10 protein-coding genes and 1 pseudogene are annotated in these 18,312 nt (G+C 54.8%); all 11 read right to left on the bottom strand.

The window, feature by feature from the left end; genetic code table 11:
• Nucleotides 1–3 precede the first annotated feature (3 nt).
• Entirely contained in the window at nt 4–1,254 is a 1,251-nt protein-coding gene (locus AB182_RS06555) for an HlyD family efflux transporter periplasmic adaptor subunit (RefSeq protein ID WP_082137013.1), read from the bottom strand.
• The gene (locus tag AB182_RS06550) at nt 1,244–3,469 is read right to left on the bottom strand and encodes an ATP-binding cassette domain-containing protein (protein WP_047369392.1); all 2,226 of its coding nucleotides are present in this window, start codon (nt 3,467–3,469) and stop codon (nt 1,244–1,246) included. The genes AB182_RS06555 and AB182_RS06550 overlap by 11 nt, the downstream gene beginning before the upstream one ends.
• Nucleotides 3,469–4,047: a TolC family protein gene (locus AB182_RS06545; RefSeq protein ID WP_327078457.1), complete on the bottom strand. Its 579-nt coding sequence runs from the start codon at nt 4,045–4,047 to the stop codon at nt 3,469–3,471. The genes AB182_RS06550 and AB182_RS06545 overlap by 1 nt, the downstream gene beginning before the upstream one ends.
• 159 nt (nt 4,048–4,206) lie before the next feature.
• Nucleotides 4,207–4,656 (bottom strand): annotated as a pseudogene (locus tag AB182_RS06540) (TolC family protein); the annotation flags it as partial.
• A gap of 960 nt (nt 4,657–5,616) precedes the next feature.
• Nucleotides 5,617–6,126 carry a hypothetical protein gene (locus tag AB182_RS06530; protein WP_047369388.1) on the bottom strand — a complete coding sequence of 170 codons (510 nt, stop codon included), beginning with the start codon at nt 6,124–6,126 and terminating at the stop codon, nt 5,617–5,619.
• A 488-nt stretch (nt 6,127–6,614) separates the two neighbouring features.
• Entirely contained in the window at nt 6,615–7,979 is a 1,365-nt protein-coding gene (locus AB182_RS06525) for an HlyD family type I secretion periplasmic adaptor subunit (RefSeq protein ID WP_047369387.1), read from the bottom strand.
• Nucleotides 7,966–10,152, bottom strand: a complete 2,187-nt coding sequence (locus tag AB182_RS06520; RefSeq protein WP_052958811.1) for a type I secretion system permease/ATPase — start codon at nt 10,150–10,152, stop codon at nt 7,966–7,968. The genes AB182_RS06525 and AB182_RS06520 overlap by 14 nt, the downstream gene beginning before the upstream one ends.
• Nucleotides 10,153–10,253: 101 nt before the next feature.
• Complete coding sequence (locus tag AB182_RS06515; protein WP_047369386.1) at nt 10,254–11,603, bottom strand: TolC family outer membrane protein; 1,350 nt, start codon at nt 11,601–11,603, stop codon at nt 10,254–10,256.
• A 179-nt stretch (nt 11,604–11,782) separates the two neighbouring features.
• Nucleotides 11,783–15,709, bottom strand: coding sequence for a retention module-containing protein (locus AB182_RS31820; RefSeq protein ID WP_167337869.1), 3,927 nt, complete (start codon nt 15,707–15,709; stop codon nt 11,783–11,785).
• A 280-nt stretch (nt 15,710–15,989) separates the two neighbouring features.
• The gene (locus tag AB182_RS06505) at nt 15,990–16,334 is read right to left on the bottom strand and encodes a hypothetical protein (protein ID WP_047369385.1); all 345 of its coding nucleotides are present in this window, start codon (nt 16,332–16,334) and stop codon (nt 15,990–15,992) included.
• Between the two features lie 26 nt (nt 16,335–16,360).
• On the bottom strand, nt 16,361–18,304 hold the full coding sequence (gene lapD / locus AB182_RS06500) for a cyclic di-GMP receptor LapD (RefSeq protein ID WP_047369384.1): 1,944 nt from the start codon (nt 18,302–18,304) through the stop codon (nt 16,361–16,363).
• Between the last annotated feature and the right edge of the window lie 8 nt (nt 18,305–18,312).

The raw sequence follows: 18,312 nt of genomic DNA, 5'->3' as shown, positions 1-18,312 counted from the left end.
GTGTCATCGCTCCTGGAATGATTCACTGAGTGTTTTACGCAAAGGTTTAAGTAAAAAATCCATCAGCGTGCGATCACCGGTACGGATGTCGAGCTGGGATGTCATGCCCGGCAGGATGTCAAGCTGACGGCCCGTCGTACTGCGCACAAGCTGCCCATCTTCCTGACGGTCTGACAGACCTTCTGCATGGCTTTTCAAACGAACATGGACGCGGTAGTAGATCTCCTCGCCACGTGACGTGTTTTCTTTAAGGGTGTCGGCCGAGACGTAAATCACCTCCCCCTGCAATGCGCCATAAATGGTGTAATCGAAGGGATCAAGGCGAACAGTGGCCGGCAGTCCAACCTGAACGCGGGCAATATCAGCAGGCAGAACTTTGGCCTCAATGATGAGGGCATCATCTGAGGGGACGATCTGCATGATCTCATCGCCGGCACGTAATACCCCGCCCAGCGTGGTGACGCGGACATTTTTAACTATCCCAGGCCCCATGGACGTAAACACCGTATCGTGTACCTGCTGGCGACGACCGGCCATCTGTTGCAAGGTCTGGCCCAGATCATCTTCTGCCTTGGTGAGATCGGCCCGCGCATCATCCAAAAACTTATTGCGCCGACCCAGCAGGCGGGCACGAGCCTCATTAAGCTCGCGCTGTGCATTAAGCCGCTCACTGGCGCTCACATCGCCAGAGCGTTCCAGCCCGTTCACCAGGCTGAGCTTCTGGTTGGCTAAATTCACGGCGGTTTGCAGCGCGGTGATATCCTCCTGCAGGCTCTGACGGCGTTGCAGAAACAGTGCGCGTTCAATATCGGCCTGTTCGCGTAACGCCGGACCAGGATCGGCAGGGAACTGAGGAGCGGATTGTCCCGTTGATTCTGCGCGAAGTCGGGCAATGCGCGCCCTGAGACCGGCGATGCGCGCGTCCACTTCACCCGCCGCCGCCTCCACGCGAGTTGGATCGAGACGAGCCAGAATCTGCCCCGCCTTAACGTGATCCCCCTCTTTAACACGCAGCTCGGAAAGTACGCCGCCATCGACGGTCTGGATGATCTGCACCCGACTGCTGGCGATCACTTCACCGTGTGCCCGTGCGACTTCATCAATGCGAAAATACATGGCCCAGATGACAAAACCCAGCACCAGTACGGCCATGCTCCAGATAAGCCCGGCGGGCACTCGGCTACGGTAGTAATTTTCCAGACGATGCACGCGAGCGGCGTCAGCGACCTCGTCGTCAAACAGTTCAACGGCCATTAAGGACTCCTGCTGAATGTGATGCTGCGGGCATGTGTGTTTTCACGTTCGTTACCTCAGCGGCGGGACGCAAGCCAGTGGCGCGGGCCATCAGTCCTGGTAACACCTTGTCGGGAGGACCATCGCGTACGACAGTACCTTCCTGTACGACAAGCACACGGGTAGCAAAATTAACGGCCGCCATCGGACGGTGAGTGGCGACGATGAGGATATCTTCCGGTTGCAGCCTGGCTTGTAATGCTTTCCAGACTCGCGTCTCCGCTTCGCCATCAAGCGATGCCGTCGGTTCATCCAGAAGCCAGATACGAGGACGGGACATCAACACACGCGCCAGGCCAACAAGCTGGCGCTGACCGCCAGAGAGGCCTGAGCCCCCCTCACTGATAGGCATATCCATACCCAGCGGATTACTGGCCGCCACCTGATCCAGCGCCAGATCGCGGGTGATGTCTGTCAGCGTGGTGTCGCTGACTGCGCCTGCGAGCATCAGATTGCTTCGCAGCGTCCCTTTGAAGAGCTGCACCGCTTGTGGCAGATAGCCAACCTGAGCGCTGACCACCTGGGGATCGATCTCCCACAGATCCACATCGCCCAGGCGGACACGCCCCTCACCGGGGCGATACAGCCCGGCCAGGATCTTGAGCAACGTTGATTTACCACCGCCAACAGGGCCCAGCAGCAGAACACGTTCACCGGCGTGAAAGTGGAGTGCGGGAATATTGAGTTGTTGTACCGGAGACTGCGGAAAGGCAAAGCGCAGCTTTTCGACACTAATATGTTCTGGCAGGCGATCGGGCAGCAGCAGGGTCTGTCCGGCGCGGCGCTCTGTAGGTTTACGCAGCAGATTATTCACCATATCCAGCGCCTCCCTCACCTGTTGCCACTGCATCAGATACTGAACGCCCTGGCTCACCGGCCCGATGACACGCCCCCCCAGAATACTGCACGCGACCATGCCCCCGGTGGTCAAATATCCGGCTTCAACGCCCCATACCCCGACAACAATGCCCATGATATAGGCCAGCGTCGACAGGCTGCCGGTGGTGTTTGTACAGAACTGGGTGAGGGATTTTTGTTGAATACTGTAGCCTGCGATGGAATGACTGAGCGTCTGCCAGTCTTGTGCAAAACGCCAGCCAGCATGACTGGCGCGCAGGGTTTCGGCACCGCGAATACTGTCGACTAACAGGCCCAGACGCTCATTGCTGCGCAGCATCTGTTGGCGCGTGAGACGGCGTAAGCGCAGACGGGTGTACAGCCCCAGCGCCAGCGCGATGGGGAGCATTCCCAGGTAAACCCAGCCGACAGGCCCCCCGATCAGACCAATAATCCCGATAAACAGCAAAGCGAACGGCAGATCCACGATTCCAAAGACAAGACCGGCAGAGAAAACTTGTCGAACCGAATCCAGTGCCCCCACCTGCGCGGCCAGCGTTCCCAGGCTACCGGGCTGCTGGTCGAGTTGCAGGTGCAACAGATGTTCATAAACATGCTGGGAAAGGCGTTTATCCACACTGCTGGCAACGCTGTCCATGATGTGGGCACGCAATGTTTTGAGCAGCCAGTCCAGCCCCACAACCAGCCCCATCCCCGCCACAAGCGTAGTCAGTGTCGCCCAGGCCAGGGTTGGCACGACACGATCGTAGACCTGCATGGCGAAGAGGGATGTGGGAATGGCCAGAATGTTCACCAGCAGCGTGGCGGCAGCCACCCGGAACACCCAGCGGCGATCGCGCAGCAGTTCTCGCCAGACCAGACGCATGGCCGGATTTTCGCTGTCAGAGAGGTTCTCTGACTGTACGTGTGAAGCCAGGCTGAACCAGAGTACAGCCGTTTCGTCACCCGCCGTCGTCCCCGGCGCGCCGGTCACAATGTCGTCTACCGCCAGCGTTCGGGGTTCGGCACCTTCACGGGTCAGCGTAAGGGTATCGGCTCTCCCCTCCTCGTTGTGTCGTTCGGCCAGCCACCATGTCTGTTCGTGCCACATCAGTGCCGGGAGGTGACGTGGATCAAAACGCCGCCAGGGGAACAACGCCAGCCGGATATCTTTCATTCCCGCGTCTGACAGTAAACCGCGCACATAATCCTGCGGGCGATCGGTCAACGGAGGAACGGTCTGCGCGCGCGCATACGCCTGCGTTAATGCCGCTTTATTCACCGGGGCGTGTAGCTTGTCCAGCAAGGCCAGTAATTCAGAGTGAGGAACAGGTATCATCAGGGTTGGCTCGCAGACGTGTTAGCAAATTGTGTGCCCGTGGTCAGGGCGCCAGTGGTATCGTCCATACGACCCGTGCGTGCGGCCAGCCGCAGGCAATCGACCCGCCATGCCGATCGTATCGATACCAGCGCTTGTTGTTGTTCAGTTAATTCGCGAACGGCGTTCAGTACATCCAGCCAGCTCTTGTAGCCCGATTCGTACTGGCGACGAAACGATGCCAGCGTGCCGCTAAGTTCGACAACAGACTGCTCATAACCGGCCATCAGCGTCTGGTTAGCATCACGCTGATCAAGCAACTGGCGTGTCTGAATATCTTCGCTGTGGCGTTGTTGGGCCAAATCCTGCCGTGCGGATTCCACACGCTCCAGCGCCGCGTTCTGGAGGCCGCGGTTCACCAGTCCCAGCCCCTCCATCGTGCCGGTCACAACAACATTGACCGTATTATTATTTCTCTGGTTGGGCATACCGGAATATTCGTTGCGAGCGGCTTGCAGGGAGACGGTCGGCCGCGACGAGGTACGCTGACGTTCCACATCAGCTTCGGCCAGCGTGACCGCCGCTTCGCGTGCTCGCACCGTCGCACTCTGGGCAAGGATTTGTTCCTGTATAGACGTATCGGCGGGCAACGTGAGGATGCTGCCAGGGACGGGTAGTTCGCTGGCGATCGGTACCTGAGTCAAGGATAACAGCGTGGATTCGGCGGTAAGCAGGTCCGATTTGGCTTGTTCTAACGACGCGCGTGCCTGTAACAACCTTGCCTTCGCCAGGCTGACATCAGCCGGAGAAGCCAGGCCTCCCTGCGCGCGGCGCTGGATCTGTTCCTACAACGCCTGATGATTGTTAACGTTTGATTCAGCAACGGTAAGCCGCTCGCGAACACCCTGAATATTCGCGTAAGCCACCGCGGTATCTTCCAGCAATTGACGACGGGTAGCCCAGGCCGTGGCTTGCTGAGCAACGGTGTCATTGTCGGCGTAGTCAATGGCGCTGTCGATACGCCCAAAAGCCCATAACGGTTGCGAAACACTCAGCGTGGTCGTACGGGAATCAGTGTAACCCGAAATTTGCCCTGTCCCCGCACTGGCGCCAAGCGTGGGCAAACGTGCCGCGCGGGCGCTGTCGGCGCTGGCCTCTTTAGAACGCACAAGTGCCTGCTGACTGGCCAGACTGGGGTGATGGAGCATAGTGCTCCGCAGCGCGGCAAACAGACCGCCCGGCGAGGTATCCTCAGAAAGGTGCGCCGGGGACGAAAGTGTTCCGGCCTCAACCTGGGTCACAGAGATGATAAAGGGTAAAAAGAGACTGATTACACTGAGGTTGTAATAACAGTGACGACCTGAACGAAAGCCCATTGAGTGAAGAGCCCTTTATTAAAGAAAGATAAAAGACCCGTCGAAACCTGATGTTGCTCATGTTATCCCGACGTCACCGTGAGTGGATAAATGGCGTGGCCGGAATAACGAGTCATAAATAAGAAAAAGACTATTGCTTCACATCATAATTACCCATCGTTAACATGTATGTCAAGGTATGTAATCGTGTAATAAAAACTGTAAAACATAGTCAATTATTAAGTTAAGTTTACCTAACGCAAATATTCGCTTGAGCAGCAAAATAATCACCGATGGGCTATTTGATGAATGTGCGCACAACCCGCGTGTGACTGTAGCGTGGAACGTATTGCGCTCTCAGATCGGATGCCCACGTGGCGGAAGCGTATACAGGATGTGCGCCAATGACAGACTTTAGTGCGGTTAAAATGAAGATTAATGACCGGATGATATTTTCGCTGCGAAAATATTTACCCCCCCCTGCAAGCACAGACAAGCTCGCGGGGAAAGTTGCCATCGACATCCCTGACCCGGCCGCCGTGTCGATTTTGGTAAGCGACTTACAGGCCAGACCATGTTCGCCGGCGATGAGATTCAAAGAAAGTTACCCGAGGCAAAAGTGACCAACACCTTTACTACCCTTTTCGCTCTGTTAGCAGAGGATTAACGCTTTTGGATTATTTCTCTGCGCCGGGAGTACTGGCGCCAGCAAAGATAAATGGCGGGTAATACTTATTTATTCTCTGCTGTCTATTTGCGATGGAGAACAAACAAGTATTACCCGTATCATTACCCCGAAAATACCACTGGCGACTAATACTGAATATTTGCCATCGCTTTATACCGTTCAGGCAACGCGCTGTTGAGGACCAAAATCTTTTGGAGAATATGGAATGAAGATGTCCCTTTCGCGCGTTCTGCATCGGTAATGGCAGAACGTATCGTCGCCGCGGCAGCTGAGATGCGATGAAAATAGGCTTCGGATTCAGGCGTCTGCACCTCACCTGAGACGGCATAACGCACCGCAGGCCAGTGTGTGAAATCCATGACCGGCCAGGCTTCTTCTTCCGCCGGGGTATTGGCAGATAATAATTGTTCTGCTTTTTTCACGTCTTGTTGTGCGGCAGAAAGCAGTGCTAAGCGATATTTCATTTTTGACAGCGTATCACCGCTCTCTTGTTGTTGCGAAAGCGATGTAATAAAAGCCGATAAATCATCACCTGATGACTGTTGATGGTCATCAGTGCTTCTTTTAATATCAGGTGAGTTCGAGGTATTGTTTAATGCCAATTCAATTAAATAATTCAACATCTCTAATGTCATCTTATGTACCTTATAAAACTGACAGCCTTTATTCGATATTCAGCGAGGGTATTTTTATAGACTGATTTCAATTTCTTTACTCAGAAAAACAAATACCCGCATCCCAAAGATACTGAAATAATATATCGCAACAGGAGAACCTTTTTATTTTACTACCGATAAATGCCAACAACTCTCCACCAGGTTAATCGTGCATTCGTCAATTAAAAACCGCCCTGTCTGATTTATTGTCTCAGTATTGTTGAAAGATTCTCGTTTGCAAAACGATAAAAACTACAACTTAATGTGAGTTAAACTCAAAATAGAAGCGCATGCATAAGCGTATAAACAGCAGGCAAAGAGGTGGCATTAAAGTCAGTGGGATGGGGGGATTAAGACCATAAAAAACAGAAGGTTATTAATCTGCATTTCATTAATGTCTGACAAGAACAGAGCCGCGCGCTCTATCCAAAAAAGCCTGCATATCGCAGGCTTTGTATTCTTACCCTTTAGCGCTCACGGAACGCTTCTGCTTTGGCGCGAAGAATAGGCTTGAGCAAGTAGGCCAGTATGGTTTTCTTGCCAGTAATGATATCCACCGAAGCAACCATTCCCGGAATAATTAACAGCGGTTTTTCATCCGTGCCGAGGTGATTTTTATCAGTACGCAGGCGAATAATATAAAAACTCTTACCGTCTTTGTCGGTCACCGTATCAGGGCTTATCTGTTCAAGTTTGCCCTTAAGCCCACCATAAATGGTGTAGTCATAGGCGGTGAATTTCACCGTCGCCTCCTGCCCCGGTCGCAAAAAGGCGATGTCCTGCGGGCGAATTTTGGCCTCAACCAGCAGCGTGTCATCAAGCGGAACAATTTCCACAATGTCATTACCCGGCTGTATCACCCCACCAATGGTGTTCACCAGCAGTTGCTGGACGATGCCGCGAACCGGCGAAGTCACCAGCGTGCGGTTCACCCGGTCAGTGATCGCTTTACCTGATGCTTCAATTTTACTCAGATCGGTACGGGCCTGGTTCAGTTGTTCCAGCGCTTCGCTGCGATAGCGCCCTCGCGTTTCACTGACCTTATTTTCAATCTCTTTGATTGCCGCCTGCGCGCGCGGAATAGCAAGGATGACGGAGTCCAGTTGCCCCTGCGTCTCAACCCCGGCGCGACGCAGACGCAGCATTTCCACTTTTGAGATAGCGCCTTTTGCCACCAGCGGTTCAGACATGGTGATCTCTTGCTGCTGTAACTCAAGACTACGGCGGTACTGCGTCAGCTTGCCCTGGAAATCGAGCAGTTCCTGTTTCTTCTGAACCAACTGTTCATTCAGCCCGGCAAGTTCACTCTGAATACGTTTATTGACGCTGGTGAACAGCGCCATTTCCCCGCTGGCGATTTCCGGCGCCTGGCTGCTAATTTCCGGCGACAGCGTCAGTTCGCTGGCATCATCAAGCTGAGCGGTCAGGCGCTGGATCCGTGCTTCGAGCGCCAGTTTATCGGCCTCGCTTTCTCCGGCATTAGAGCGAAACCGGGTATCGTCCAGACGCAACAGCGGCGCGCCGGCTTGTACCACCTCACCTTCATGAGCAAAAACTTCGGCAACAATCCCACCTTCAAGGTTCTGGACTTTCTGCAGACGGGATGAAGGAATGGCCCGCCCTTCCCCGCGAGTCACTTCATCAATCTCAGCCAGCGAGGCCCAGACGATCATGGCAATAAAGAAGGCGAAAATGGCCCACAAGGTCACTCGCACCACGCGTGGCGCATCATCAAGCAGTGCTTTATTGACCTCATTGGTGGTAAACGTCGCCGACGGTTTCTCTCCGGAGAGCCAGTTCATCAGGCGGCTAAGCGCATCAACGATTCGCATGAATTTGTCCCTTTTTCAGCGCGCTCATGACGCTCTCTTTCGGACCGTCAGCAATGATCTTACCGTTATCGACAATAATCAGACGGTCAACCAGCGACAGCAGCGACGCACGGTGCGTCACCAGCAGCAGCGTCTTGTTACTGATAACCGGCGCCAGCGCTTTTTTGATCAGATCTTCACTGGTGTTGTCCATTGAACTGGTGGGTTCGTCCATCAGCAATACCGGCGGGTCGAGCAACAACGCCCGCGCCAGCGTAACCGCCTGACGCTGCCCGCCGGAAAGGCTCATTCCACGCTCGCCAACCTGCATGTTGTAACCAGAAGGATGACGGCGGGCAAATTCATGAACCCCGGTCAGGTTCGCGACCCGCAGCATGGTTTCATCATCAACATAGCTTGCGCCATAGAGCAGATTTTCCCGCAGCGTGCCGTTAAATAAGTGGATATCCTGCGGCGCGTAGCCAATGTTATGCCGCAGATCGTGCACATCTATCTGACGGAGATCGATACCATCGATCAGCACGCTGCCACTGTCCGGCTGGTAAAAACCGACCAGTAATTTCGCCAGCGAGCTTTTTCCTGAACCACTGCGACCAATAATGCCCACCTTTTCACCCGGCTGGATGACCAGGGAGACATTACTCAGTGAGGCGTACTGGTTGCCGGGATAGCAAAACGTCACATCACGCAGTTCAATCGCGCCCGAGAGGGTTTCACGCTTAAGCGGTACCTCACCCTCCTGTACTTCCTGCTCCAGCCCCATCATTCTGTCGATGGTGGATTTCGTCATGCGCGCGCGCTGGTAACGGGTAATCAGGCTGCATAGCTGACCGATGGGCATCATCGCACGGCGATGCAGCAGGTAGCAGGCAATCAGCCCGCCCATACTGAGATTCCCGTCGATGATGACGTAGACCCCGGCGACAATAATCGCCACGCCGCTGGCCTGCTGCAGCCAGGAGGTAAAATTCACCGCCACGTAGGAGAGTAATTTCACCCGCAGCTCCAGTTTGCTCAACTGGCCGGTGAGATGCTCCCACTGGTACTGGCGCTCACTCTGCGCATTATTGATTTTGATAGCGTCAAGGCCGGTCAATGTCTCAACCAGCATCGCCTGACGTTCGTTGGCCAGTTGATAGGTTTTCTGTACCCGCGACATGAGAGGACGCTGGATAAGCCAGCTCACCAGTAACGCCAGCGGATAGGTAAGCAGCGGGATCAGCACCAGTGGCCCGCCAATAATTCCAGTCACCAGTAAGATCAGTAAGGTAAAGGGGAAATCGATAAAAGCCGTCAGGGTGAGTGACGAGAGAAAATCACGAATCGACTGGAACTCCTGAAAATTCTGCGCGAAACTGCCCACCCGCTTAGGACGCAGCTTCATCTTCATTCCCAGCAGTCGCTCAAACAGCGCAGAAGAGACCACCAGATCGGTCTTTTTACCCGCCAGATCGAGGCAAATCCCCCGCAGGATTTTCAGTACAAAGTCGAAAACAAACGCGATACTGATACCAATAGCCAGTACCCACAGTGTCGCGGTTGCCTGATTAGGCACAACCCGGTCATAAACGTTCATCACAAACAGCGGGGCGCACAGCGCCACAAGATTGACCAGAAAGCTGGCGATCACCGCATCGAAGTAGAGGAATTTTGAGAGCTTAAGGGTGTCCTGAAACCAGGCGGTTGTCCGCGGCAGCGCGGCCGTTGGCTGGGCATCGAACTCATGTTCCGGGGAGAGGAAAATCGCCCTGCCGCTGTAATTTTCCGCCAACGTTTCCCGTGATAGCGTAATTTCACCGCCTTCCGTTTCGCTGGGCAGCAGACGGGCCTGCTGGTTGTCATCCCAGCCAATTAATACGGCCGCCTGATCGTTTTTCAGTAACAGAATGGCAGGCAGCGACAGCGCGGTAATGTTATCAAGCGGGCGTTGTATCACCCGCGCTTTCAGCCCCGCACGCCCCGCGGCACGTGGAAACGCCTCCAGTGTCAGCGAATGAGATTCCAGCGGCAGCCCGGTCGTCAGGACGGTGCGGCTGGTCGCGATATTATGCATTTTGCAGATGATCATCAGCGCGTCCAGCAATGGATCATCATGGGCTTGCCGGGGATCGTGCCTGACCGGGGCTTCCGGGGAAATATCGACGTTCTCAGGCGTGTCAGTATCAGGCGTCATTCTTTGTCTCAGTATTCTGCAGACTCAGGCCGCAGGTCAAAAACAGCGGGATGATTGCCGGTTTTATGCCGTCAGTCACCCCACAACTCATCAGAGCCGTATCAGTGCAGTTCCGGCAGTTCCGCCTGCGTACGCTGAGCCTGATCAAGCGGCTCTGAGGCAGACGGCGGCTGAATGTGCAGACTTTTAAGCAGTTCTCCCGTGCGGGCACTGATGCGATAGGTGGTAAACATGTCGACAAATTGCAGTTCAACGTAACGGCGCTGTGCAGTGAAGACTTCATTTTCACTGTCGAGCATATCGAGCAGCGTACGATCACCCAGGCTGAACTGTTCCTGATAGGCGCTACGCACTGTCACGCTACGCTCAGCATACTCTTTGGCGATCGGCACCTGTTGTTCGGCATTGTTCTTCGCATTCCAGGCAAGACGCAATTCCTCGTTTAACTGGCGCAGGGCATTATTTTTCACATCCTGCGCCTCTTTCATTTTGTAGGCGTAAGAGGTGAGCGTCGCCTGATCGCTGCCACCGTTGTACAGGTTGTAGCGCATACGCACCATTGCCTGCCATTCCTGGTTATGCCCGCGCGTACCGTCAATGTTGTTATCCATCGTGCGACCGACCTCAACGTTAACATTCGGGTAAAAACGCGATTTCTGCGCGTCATATTGCTGGCGGGTTGCTTCCACATCGGCATCAGCCTGCTTAAGCAGCGCGTTGTTTTCGAGCATCACTTTGCGGGCGGCTTCCAGCGAGGCGGGGATGGTAATCTTGCCAGGCATTACCAGCGTGTCGGCATCTTTACCGGTAACGCTTTGATAGTTAGCCCTGGAGTCCTCAAGGTTGGTTTGTTCGGTCAGAAGATTGTTACGCGCCTGGGCCAGGCGAGCTTCCGCCTGATCGTAGTCAGCCTGGCGTCCTACTCCCTGGGTGGTGCGCAGGCGTATTTGGTCAAATACACGCTCGTGATTGTGCAGGTTGTCTTCCGCCAGTTTTACCATCTGCTCGCGCATCAGCACATCAAGATAGCTTTGGATTGCCTGCAGGGCGGTGCTTTCACTGGTATTCATTACGGTCCAGGCGCGCGAGTTTACCGTTGCTTTCTGACGCGCGACCTCGCTGGTGGTCGCAAAGCCATTGAAGACGTTTTGCGTCAGGTTAATAGCGGATTCGCTGCGGTTCAGGTTGCGTAAATGCTCACCTGCTGCACGGGTCGTGGAATTGTCGGTTTGTTCCCAGCCGCTACCGGCGGTGAGATCCAGCGACGGCAGATAGCCGCCTTTGGCGGCACGAAGATCCTGTTCCGCAGAGTATCGGCTGTTTGCCGAAGCGCTAACTTGTGGGTGCCATACCAGGCTGTCTTTTACCGCCTGCTCAAGGGTGGTGGCCTGACTCTGTGTCGCGCACACGGTCAATGCTGCCCCCAGTAAAAACGGGCTACCATATTTCATTCTTGTCTTCCTTTTCGTTATGCCTCTGTGTGAGTACCACCCACCAGAGAAAATGCCACGGAACCGGAGGAGAAATTACGTTCTGGCTGTTTTTCATCGCTCGTAATTCCTCGCCAGGCCTGAATTCACATTGTGGTGATTTGCCGCTTAGCCTCCCGGCGGAGCTAAGCGGCGACTTATCAGGTTATTTCTTCCGGTTTAGAGATGAGGTTATCCACCATCGCTTCGTGGCCAGCGTCGTAACTATCAGTATTCGCTGTCGTGCCGCCTTCGGCCGGGACATGCTCGGCTTCCGTCGGGTTATTCGCGGTTTCACTTTGCGGCCCCGCCTGAATCAGGCTGCTGAGGTCGTGATGCGTTTCATCATGGATGATGTCGCTAAAATTCAACGGCGGGTCATTTTCTACAGTGGCAGTCGGAGGGGATGCCGTCTCAGCCTGCTCATCGACAGAAAGAGGCGTCGGCGCGTTATCCGCTGATGCCGTCGGTGTCTCTTCGTGACCGGATGTGTTATCGGCAGCCAGCGGACTGAACATTAAGCTTGTGTCATCAATTAACGATGCGCTGTGGCTACTGTCAGTGAGTACGCTATGGTCCACTTCCGTCGTTTGCGTATCCCCCGCGGCGCTACTGCTCATCCGCGCCTGGCTGTCGGTATCCGACAGCGAGCCATTGTCTGAATGGTTCTCATCGGCGATATGAGTCAGCGACATATGCGTCTCATCAGAAGCTTCCGCGAGATGGCTTACATCCGCGCTATCACTGTGGCTGTCGCTGACGTGCTGCCCACCCTCTTCACCATCAAAGGTGAAATGGTGTTCGAGTTGATCGGATGCGGTCGAATCGACATCCAGGGTTATATCGCCCAGAGTGCTCTTACCATCCGGTAATTCAACGCTGACCTGCCCGGAATAGTGTGTCGTGTCGCTTGCAAAGGTCAGAACATAGACTTTGTTGATCGCATCATAAGCGACATCCGTGTAATTGCCGCTAAAGGTCGCGTGTTCCGGAATCCCGCCAACCGTGATCGAATTGAGATGGTCGCTGCTGTCAGAGCTTTCGAGGTTAACGTCAAGATTCAACGTTACTGAGTAGCTTGTGGTGGTGCTGCCGCCGTGGGATGAAGATGGCCCGTCACCAAAGACCACGCCTTCGATATGGTTAGCATTTTCAAAAGGATGCTTACCGTTCTCATCGGTAATCTGAAGATTATCAATATCGTTGTTCTGATGGTTCTGTGGATGAGCGACGCCCGTTACCTTGTAGTCCTCGCTGTTCCCCTGAACAAAAATATAGTCTTTGCCGACATCGCCTTCCGTTACGTTGCCGTTGCCCGTGATCCCTTTGAGGGAGACGAAGTTATATTTGCTGTTCGGCCAGTCACTCTGTTGGTAATAACCGCCCGTATGGTCACCGACAACGAAGATATCGGTGTGACCTTTTGCGCTGTCGTCAGTATTGGCATTACCGCTGCTGGTGTAATAGTGAATCTGCGACGCGCTGGCGGATTTCGGCACGACGTCGCCCTTGATGGCGCCATCCGGGCTATCCGGCGTCAGCCAGACATGCACGTTACTGCCGATCGCCACGATTACGCCGTTCTGCACATCATACCCGTTCGGGTTCCCGCTGCCGCCATTGATATGGGTGATCGTATTATCTGACGTATCGGTTGTTTTGCCGCCCGGCGTGATCGTCACGGTCAGCGTCACATCGGTATCAGAATCTGCATCGGCATCGGCGTCGGAATCGGCGTCCGCATCCGAGTCCGCATCGGCATCAGAGTCTGCATCGGCGTCCGCATCAGCGTCGGCATCAGAATCTGCATCTGCGTCTGCATCGGCGTCCGCATCGGCATCGGCATCGGCATCAGAATCAGCATCCGCATCCGCATCGGCGTCGGAATCGGCGTCGGAATCAGCATCGGCGTCAGAGTCAGCATCAGCATCAGCGTCGGCATCGGCATCTGCGTCGGCGTCCGCATCGGCATCTGCATCCGCATCAGCGTCTGCATCGGCGTCTGCGTCGGCGTCGGAATCAGCATCGGCATCCGCATCAGCATCGGCGTCTGCATCCGAGTCCGCATCGGCATCAGAGTCGGCATCGGCATCAGAGTCGGCATCCGCATCTGCGTCGGCGTCGGCGTCAGAATCCGCATCGGCGTCAGAATCGGCATCTGCATCGGCGTCCGCATCCGCATCCGCATCCGCATCGGCGTTGGAATCGGCGTCGGCGTCGGCATCGGCATCGGCATCAGCGTCCGCATCGGCGTCGGAATCAGCATCGGCGTCAGAGTCAGCATCAGCGTCGGCATCGGCATCTGCGTCCGCATCGGCATCTGCATCTGCATCTGCATCAGAATCTGCATCAGAATCTGCATCGGCATCTGCATCGGCGTCGGCGTCGGAATCGGCGTCGGAATCAGCATCCGCATCCGCATCGGCGTCGGAATCGGCGTCGGCGTCGGCATCGGCATCGGCATCGGCATCAGCGTCCGCATCGGCGTCGGAATCAGCATCGGCGTCAGAGTCAGCATCAGCGTCGGCATCGGCATCTGCGTCCGCATCGGCATCGGCATCGGCATCTGCATCTGCATCTGCATCAGAATCTGCATCAGAATCTGCATCGGCATCTGCATCGGCATCGGCATCGGCGTCGGCGTCGGAATCGGCGTCGGAATCAGCATCGGCGTCGGAATCAGCATCGGCATCAGCGTCCGCGTCTGCATCTGCATCTGCATCTGCATCGGAATCGGCATCCGCATCAGCGTCAGCGTCAGCGTCAGCGTCGGAATCAGCATCTGCATCCGCATCAGAATCTGCATCTGCATCTGCATCAGCATCAGAATCTGCATCTGCGTCGGAATCAGCATCCGCATCAGAGTCTGCATCCGCATCGGCGTCAGAATCGGCATCCGCATCGGCGTCGGCATCCGCGTCTGCATCTGCATCTGCATCCGCGTCAGCGTCGGAATCAGCATCGGCGTCGGCATCGGCGTCGGCGTCTGCGTCCGCATCGGCATCCGCATCGGCATCAGAATCTGCATCAGCGTCCGCATCGGCATCGGCGTCAGAATCCGCATCGGCGTCAGAATCCGCATCCGCATCCGCATCGGCATCCGCGTCAGAATCGGCATCGGCATCGGCATCGGCATCCGCATCAGCATCTGCGTCGGCATCGGCATCAGCGTCCGCATCGGCATCGGCATCGGCATCGGCATCAGCATCTGCATCTGCATCTGCATCTGCATCTGCATCAGAATCCGCATCGGCATCGGCGTCTGCATCCGAGTCCGCATCGGCATCGGCGTCAGAATCGGCGTCGGCATCCGCATCGGCATCAGAGTCGGCATCCGCATCCGCATCTGCGTCGGCGTCGGCGTCGGCGTCAGAATCCGCATCGGCGTCAGAATCGGCATCTGCATCGGCGTCGGCATCGGCGTCCGCATCAGAATCTGCATCTGCATCCGCATCGGCGTCGGAATCGGCATCAGCATCAGCATCTGCGTCAGCGTCAGCGTCGGAATCAGCATCCGCATCGGCGTCGGCATCGGCATCAGAATCGTCTGGCGGGTTCGTATTGGGATCGGCAGGCGTTGTCGCAGTGGCAACGCCAGGTTCAAGCTGCGTTAATTCTTGTGGGCGTTCGGCATCAGGAAAATCAAGGCCAATCGTCGGGTATCCAGCCGAAGGGTCAACAACCTGACCGGTTAAATCAAGGACCACATGCGTGTGCGATCCGCCGCCGCTACCGCCAGCGTCACCGCCGCCAGTGCCCCCCGCCTGAGGACCCGCTGCCGGTGCTTCAAGGGTTTGCGTCGGATCCTGCCCGTCTGCAATCGCCTGTTGTATGGCGGCCACATCCTGTTGCTGGGTAGCTGTAGGCTCAGTGGTCACGCTTCCCGTACTGTCCCAGTGACTGTCACGGCCAAGGTCCAGCTGCTTGCCATCCGCCAAAGACAATGTGATTGCGCCAGAAGCCCCGGTCTCGACCTGTTCTCCTTCGAGGATCCTGTCACCTTCAACCAATAAACGCTGGCTGCCATCAGGTGCTATTGCAAACACTTGTCCTATTACCGCTTTGACGATCCCAGAGACGCCGCTCATGTGTAGTTCCCTCAATCCTGTTCTCGCCCAATTCATCCACTGACCAGGCGTAGAATGCTAAAAGAGAATTTAATTAGTATTTGTAATGCAACATGTAACAAAGGTAATGAAAGCACGTTCCGGCAGGGAATTTATTGATGCCGTTTCGCTTAAAGACCTTATATTAATAGATGACGTGAATGAATAGTAGTCCGGGCAGGAATTTAGGGTAAAAAAAAGGGACTTTGTCAATAGTCCCTGTGTCGTACATGATATATATTGCGTAAATAAACATGACGAATTATATCAATCCCTCATCGTCATCATCGGAAATTAATCCTTCCAGACCACTTAACGAACGACGCGCCTGTGCGCGGTTGGTCAGTTTTGTCTGGGCGATCGGCGGCAGATCGGTAATGCTGATTACGCCTTTACTCATCAGGACTTCAATCAGATCTTCCAGCACGCGAACCATCTCAAGATCGCTCTGGCGCAATTGCAGTAACGATGCCTCACGAATTTCTCTTAGCCGCATCCATTCGTCTATTTCTGCAGTGCTAACTTCACTTTGTTCTGTCATGGCATGAAAAGGGACACGTTCAACCTGAATAATACGTCCCTGTTCATCACGTTCTATGTAGTACATTTTCAGCCTCTTTTGAACCTGACTGGTTAATTTGCACCCAATGTGCTGGCATCAGCAAAATAGCGTCCCATTGCGCCATACAGGCCGATATTTTCGAGAACCGCCAGTTCGCCCGCCGTTTCCACACGCTCAGCAATCAGTGGCAAATTAATTTGTCGGGTTGCCCAATAAATGGCCTCGATAAACAATTTTTTATCTTCTTCGCTATCAATATTGCGAATGTAGCTACCGTCCACTTTGAGCCAGGCGAGCCCCCATTGCGGTAAATTTCCGATGAGGTGGAACCGGCCGCCGAAATGTTGGATCCCTAAACGGCAGCCCAGCGCCTTAAGCCGTTTGACCAGAATATTGACCCGCTCAGCGTCGGGCAGCTCGTTTTCATCCAGTTCCAGCGTCAGGCGGGATGCTAACTGCGGCGCGTTCATCAAGGGTTGCAGCAGCGCATGAAGGCTTCTGTCATCAGCAACGCTGGCACCGCTAATACTCAGTGCAAATGGGCGGTTTGATTTTTCCATCTCACGCAGGGTCTGTTGCAACATCACGATATCCATGCGGCGGCTGAGATCGAGACGGTGGATCCACGGCATAAAACGTCCTGCCGGGATCAGCTCGCCTTCCGGCGTTCTGATACGGGCAAGCACTTTATGATGCAATACGACGTGTGCATTATTGCACTCATAAACAGGCTGTGAGAAAAGCTCGAACGCACCGTCTGTCAATACCGCATCCAGGCGGGTGTACCAGCTGTGATGATCCTCTTCGCTATCACCTGTTGCCGTTTCCATGTTGGCAAAAAAGCGCATTTCGGTTTCCGCCATCGCCAGCGCCTGATCCGCCTGCATCAGTATCGTCTGTGGCTTATCGCCAACCTGGAAAGGGACCAGAGAGAAATGGGCTACCGGTGTCACGTCGCTCATTCCCGTTTCAGACAGCGCCTTAAGCTGGGTACTGAGGGCGCTAGTCAGGTTATCGAGTTCATTATGCAAGAACTGTGGGGCAAGAATCGCAAACTCCCCGCCCCGAACACGAGCCAGAAAACCTTCATTGCGGAAATAATGTTTTTGCAGACCGTTCAGAATATCCGCCACGGCTATCAGCAACTTATCAGTTTTCGCACCACCAAGACGCTGGTTAAGACCGATAAGATCCTGAACCCGCAAGAGGATCAGGTGCCCCGAGTCATTCTCTTCATCGCTCAGACGCGACTGCAATTGCATATCAAAAGCACGACGATTATTCAGGCCTGTCAGGCTGTCGTGGTACGCCTCCCGGCGCAAGGATTCGGTGCGCTGCGCCTGCTCGCCAAATAACACCTCAAGTTGCGTCACCATCAGGTTGGTTGCTTCAACGACCCGACGCAGCTCCGGCGTTTTCGGCAGTGCGGGAACATTCAAAAATTCGCGGCGACAGATAGCCATCGCCTGCTCGACAATATAATTAAGCGGTCGCAAAAGACGGCGCAACAGCAGCGTCACGCCGAGAATACATAACAGACTGCAGCCGATAAGCCACAAGAAGCTGGCGACCATATTGTCCCAAAGACGCGCCAGGGCGAACATCGGATGGCTGACCACCTCAACCCTGGCAACCTGCGTCCAGCCATCCGTGACAATAGCGTCACCTTCCCCAGGGCTCAGATTTACCATGCGCACGAACCAGTTCGGTACGCTGGCGCTTTGTGGGTTATCGGTGCGTTCAATGATGGGTTTATTGGTTTTAATATCCACCACCCGAATACGGTAAAAATAACCGCTGTCAAAGATGGAGTTGACCATCAGCTCCGTCATTGCCGGATCATCAATATGGGTCGTCAACGACAGACCCAGCGCCGTTGCCGCATCCTGTGCGTGGGCACTGAGCTGATTCCGGTATTGCTCTCGGGAACCCTCCAGAGAAACAAAAAAGTTGCCGCAGAAAATGACGAGCGTAAATAAACAGATGCCGATCAGTAGCTGCTTATAAAGGGACATGGCCACAT

It is taken from the genome of Phytobacter ursingii, from assembly GCF_001022135.1.
GTDB lineage: Bacteria > Pseudomonadota > Gammaproteobacteria > Enterobacterales > Enterobacteriaceae > Phytobacter > Phytobacter ursingii.
Note: the sequence above shows the minus strand (reverse complement) of the source record. Positions and strands in the feature narration are given on the sequence as shown.

Coding starts and splice junctions, on each gene's coding strand:
- AB182_RS06555 (WP_082137013.1), bottom strand. CDS start 1,254: ATGGCCGTTGAACTGTTTGACGACGAGGTCGCTGACGCCGCTCGCGTG.
- AB182_RS06550 (WP_047369392.1), bottom strand. CDS start 3,469: ATGATACCTGTTCCTCACTCTGAATTACTGGCCTTGCTGGACAAGCTA.
- AB182_RS06530 (WP_047369388.1), bottom strand. CDS start 6,126: ATGACATTAGAGATGTTGAATTATTTAATTGAATTGGCATTAAACAAT.
- AB182_RS06525 (WP_047369387.1), bottom strand. CDS start 7,979: ATGCGAATCGTTGATGCGCTTAGCCGCCTGATGAACTGGCTCTCCGGA.
- AB182_RS06520 (WP_052958811.1), bottom strand. CDS start 10,152: ATGACGCCTGATACTGACACGCCTGAGAACGTCGATATTTCCCCGGAA.
- AB182_RS06515 (WP_047369386.1), bottom strand. CDS start 11,603: ATGAAATATGGTAGCCCGTTTTTACTGGGGGCAGCATTGACCGTGTGC.
- AB182_RS31820 (WP_167337869.1), bottom strand. CDS start 15,709: ATGAGCGGCGTCTCTGGGATCGTCAAAGCGGTAATAGGACAAGTGTTT.
- AB182_RS06505 (WP_047369385.1), bottom strand. CDS start 16,334: ATGTACTACATAGAACGTGATGAACAGGGACGTATTATTCAGGTTGAA.
- lapD (WP_047369384.1), bottom strand. CDS start 18,304: ATGTCCCTTTATAAGCAGCTACTGATCGGCATCTGTTTATTTACGCTC.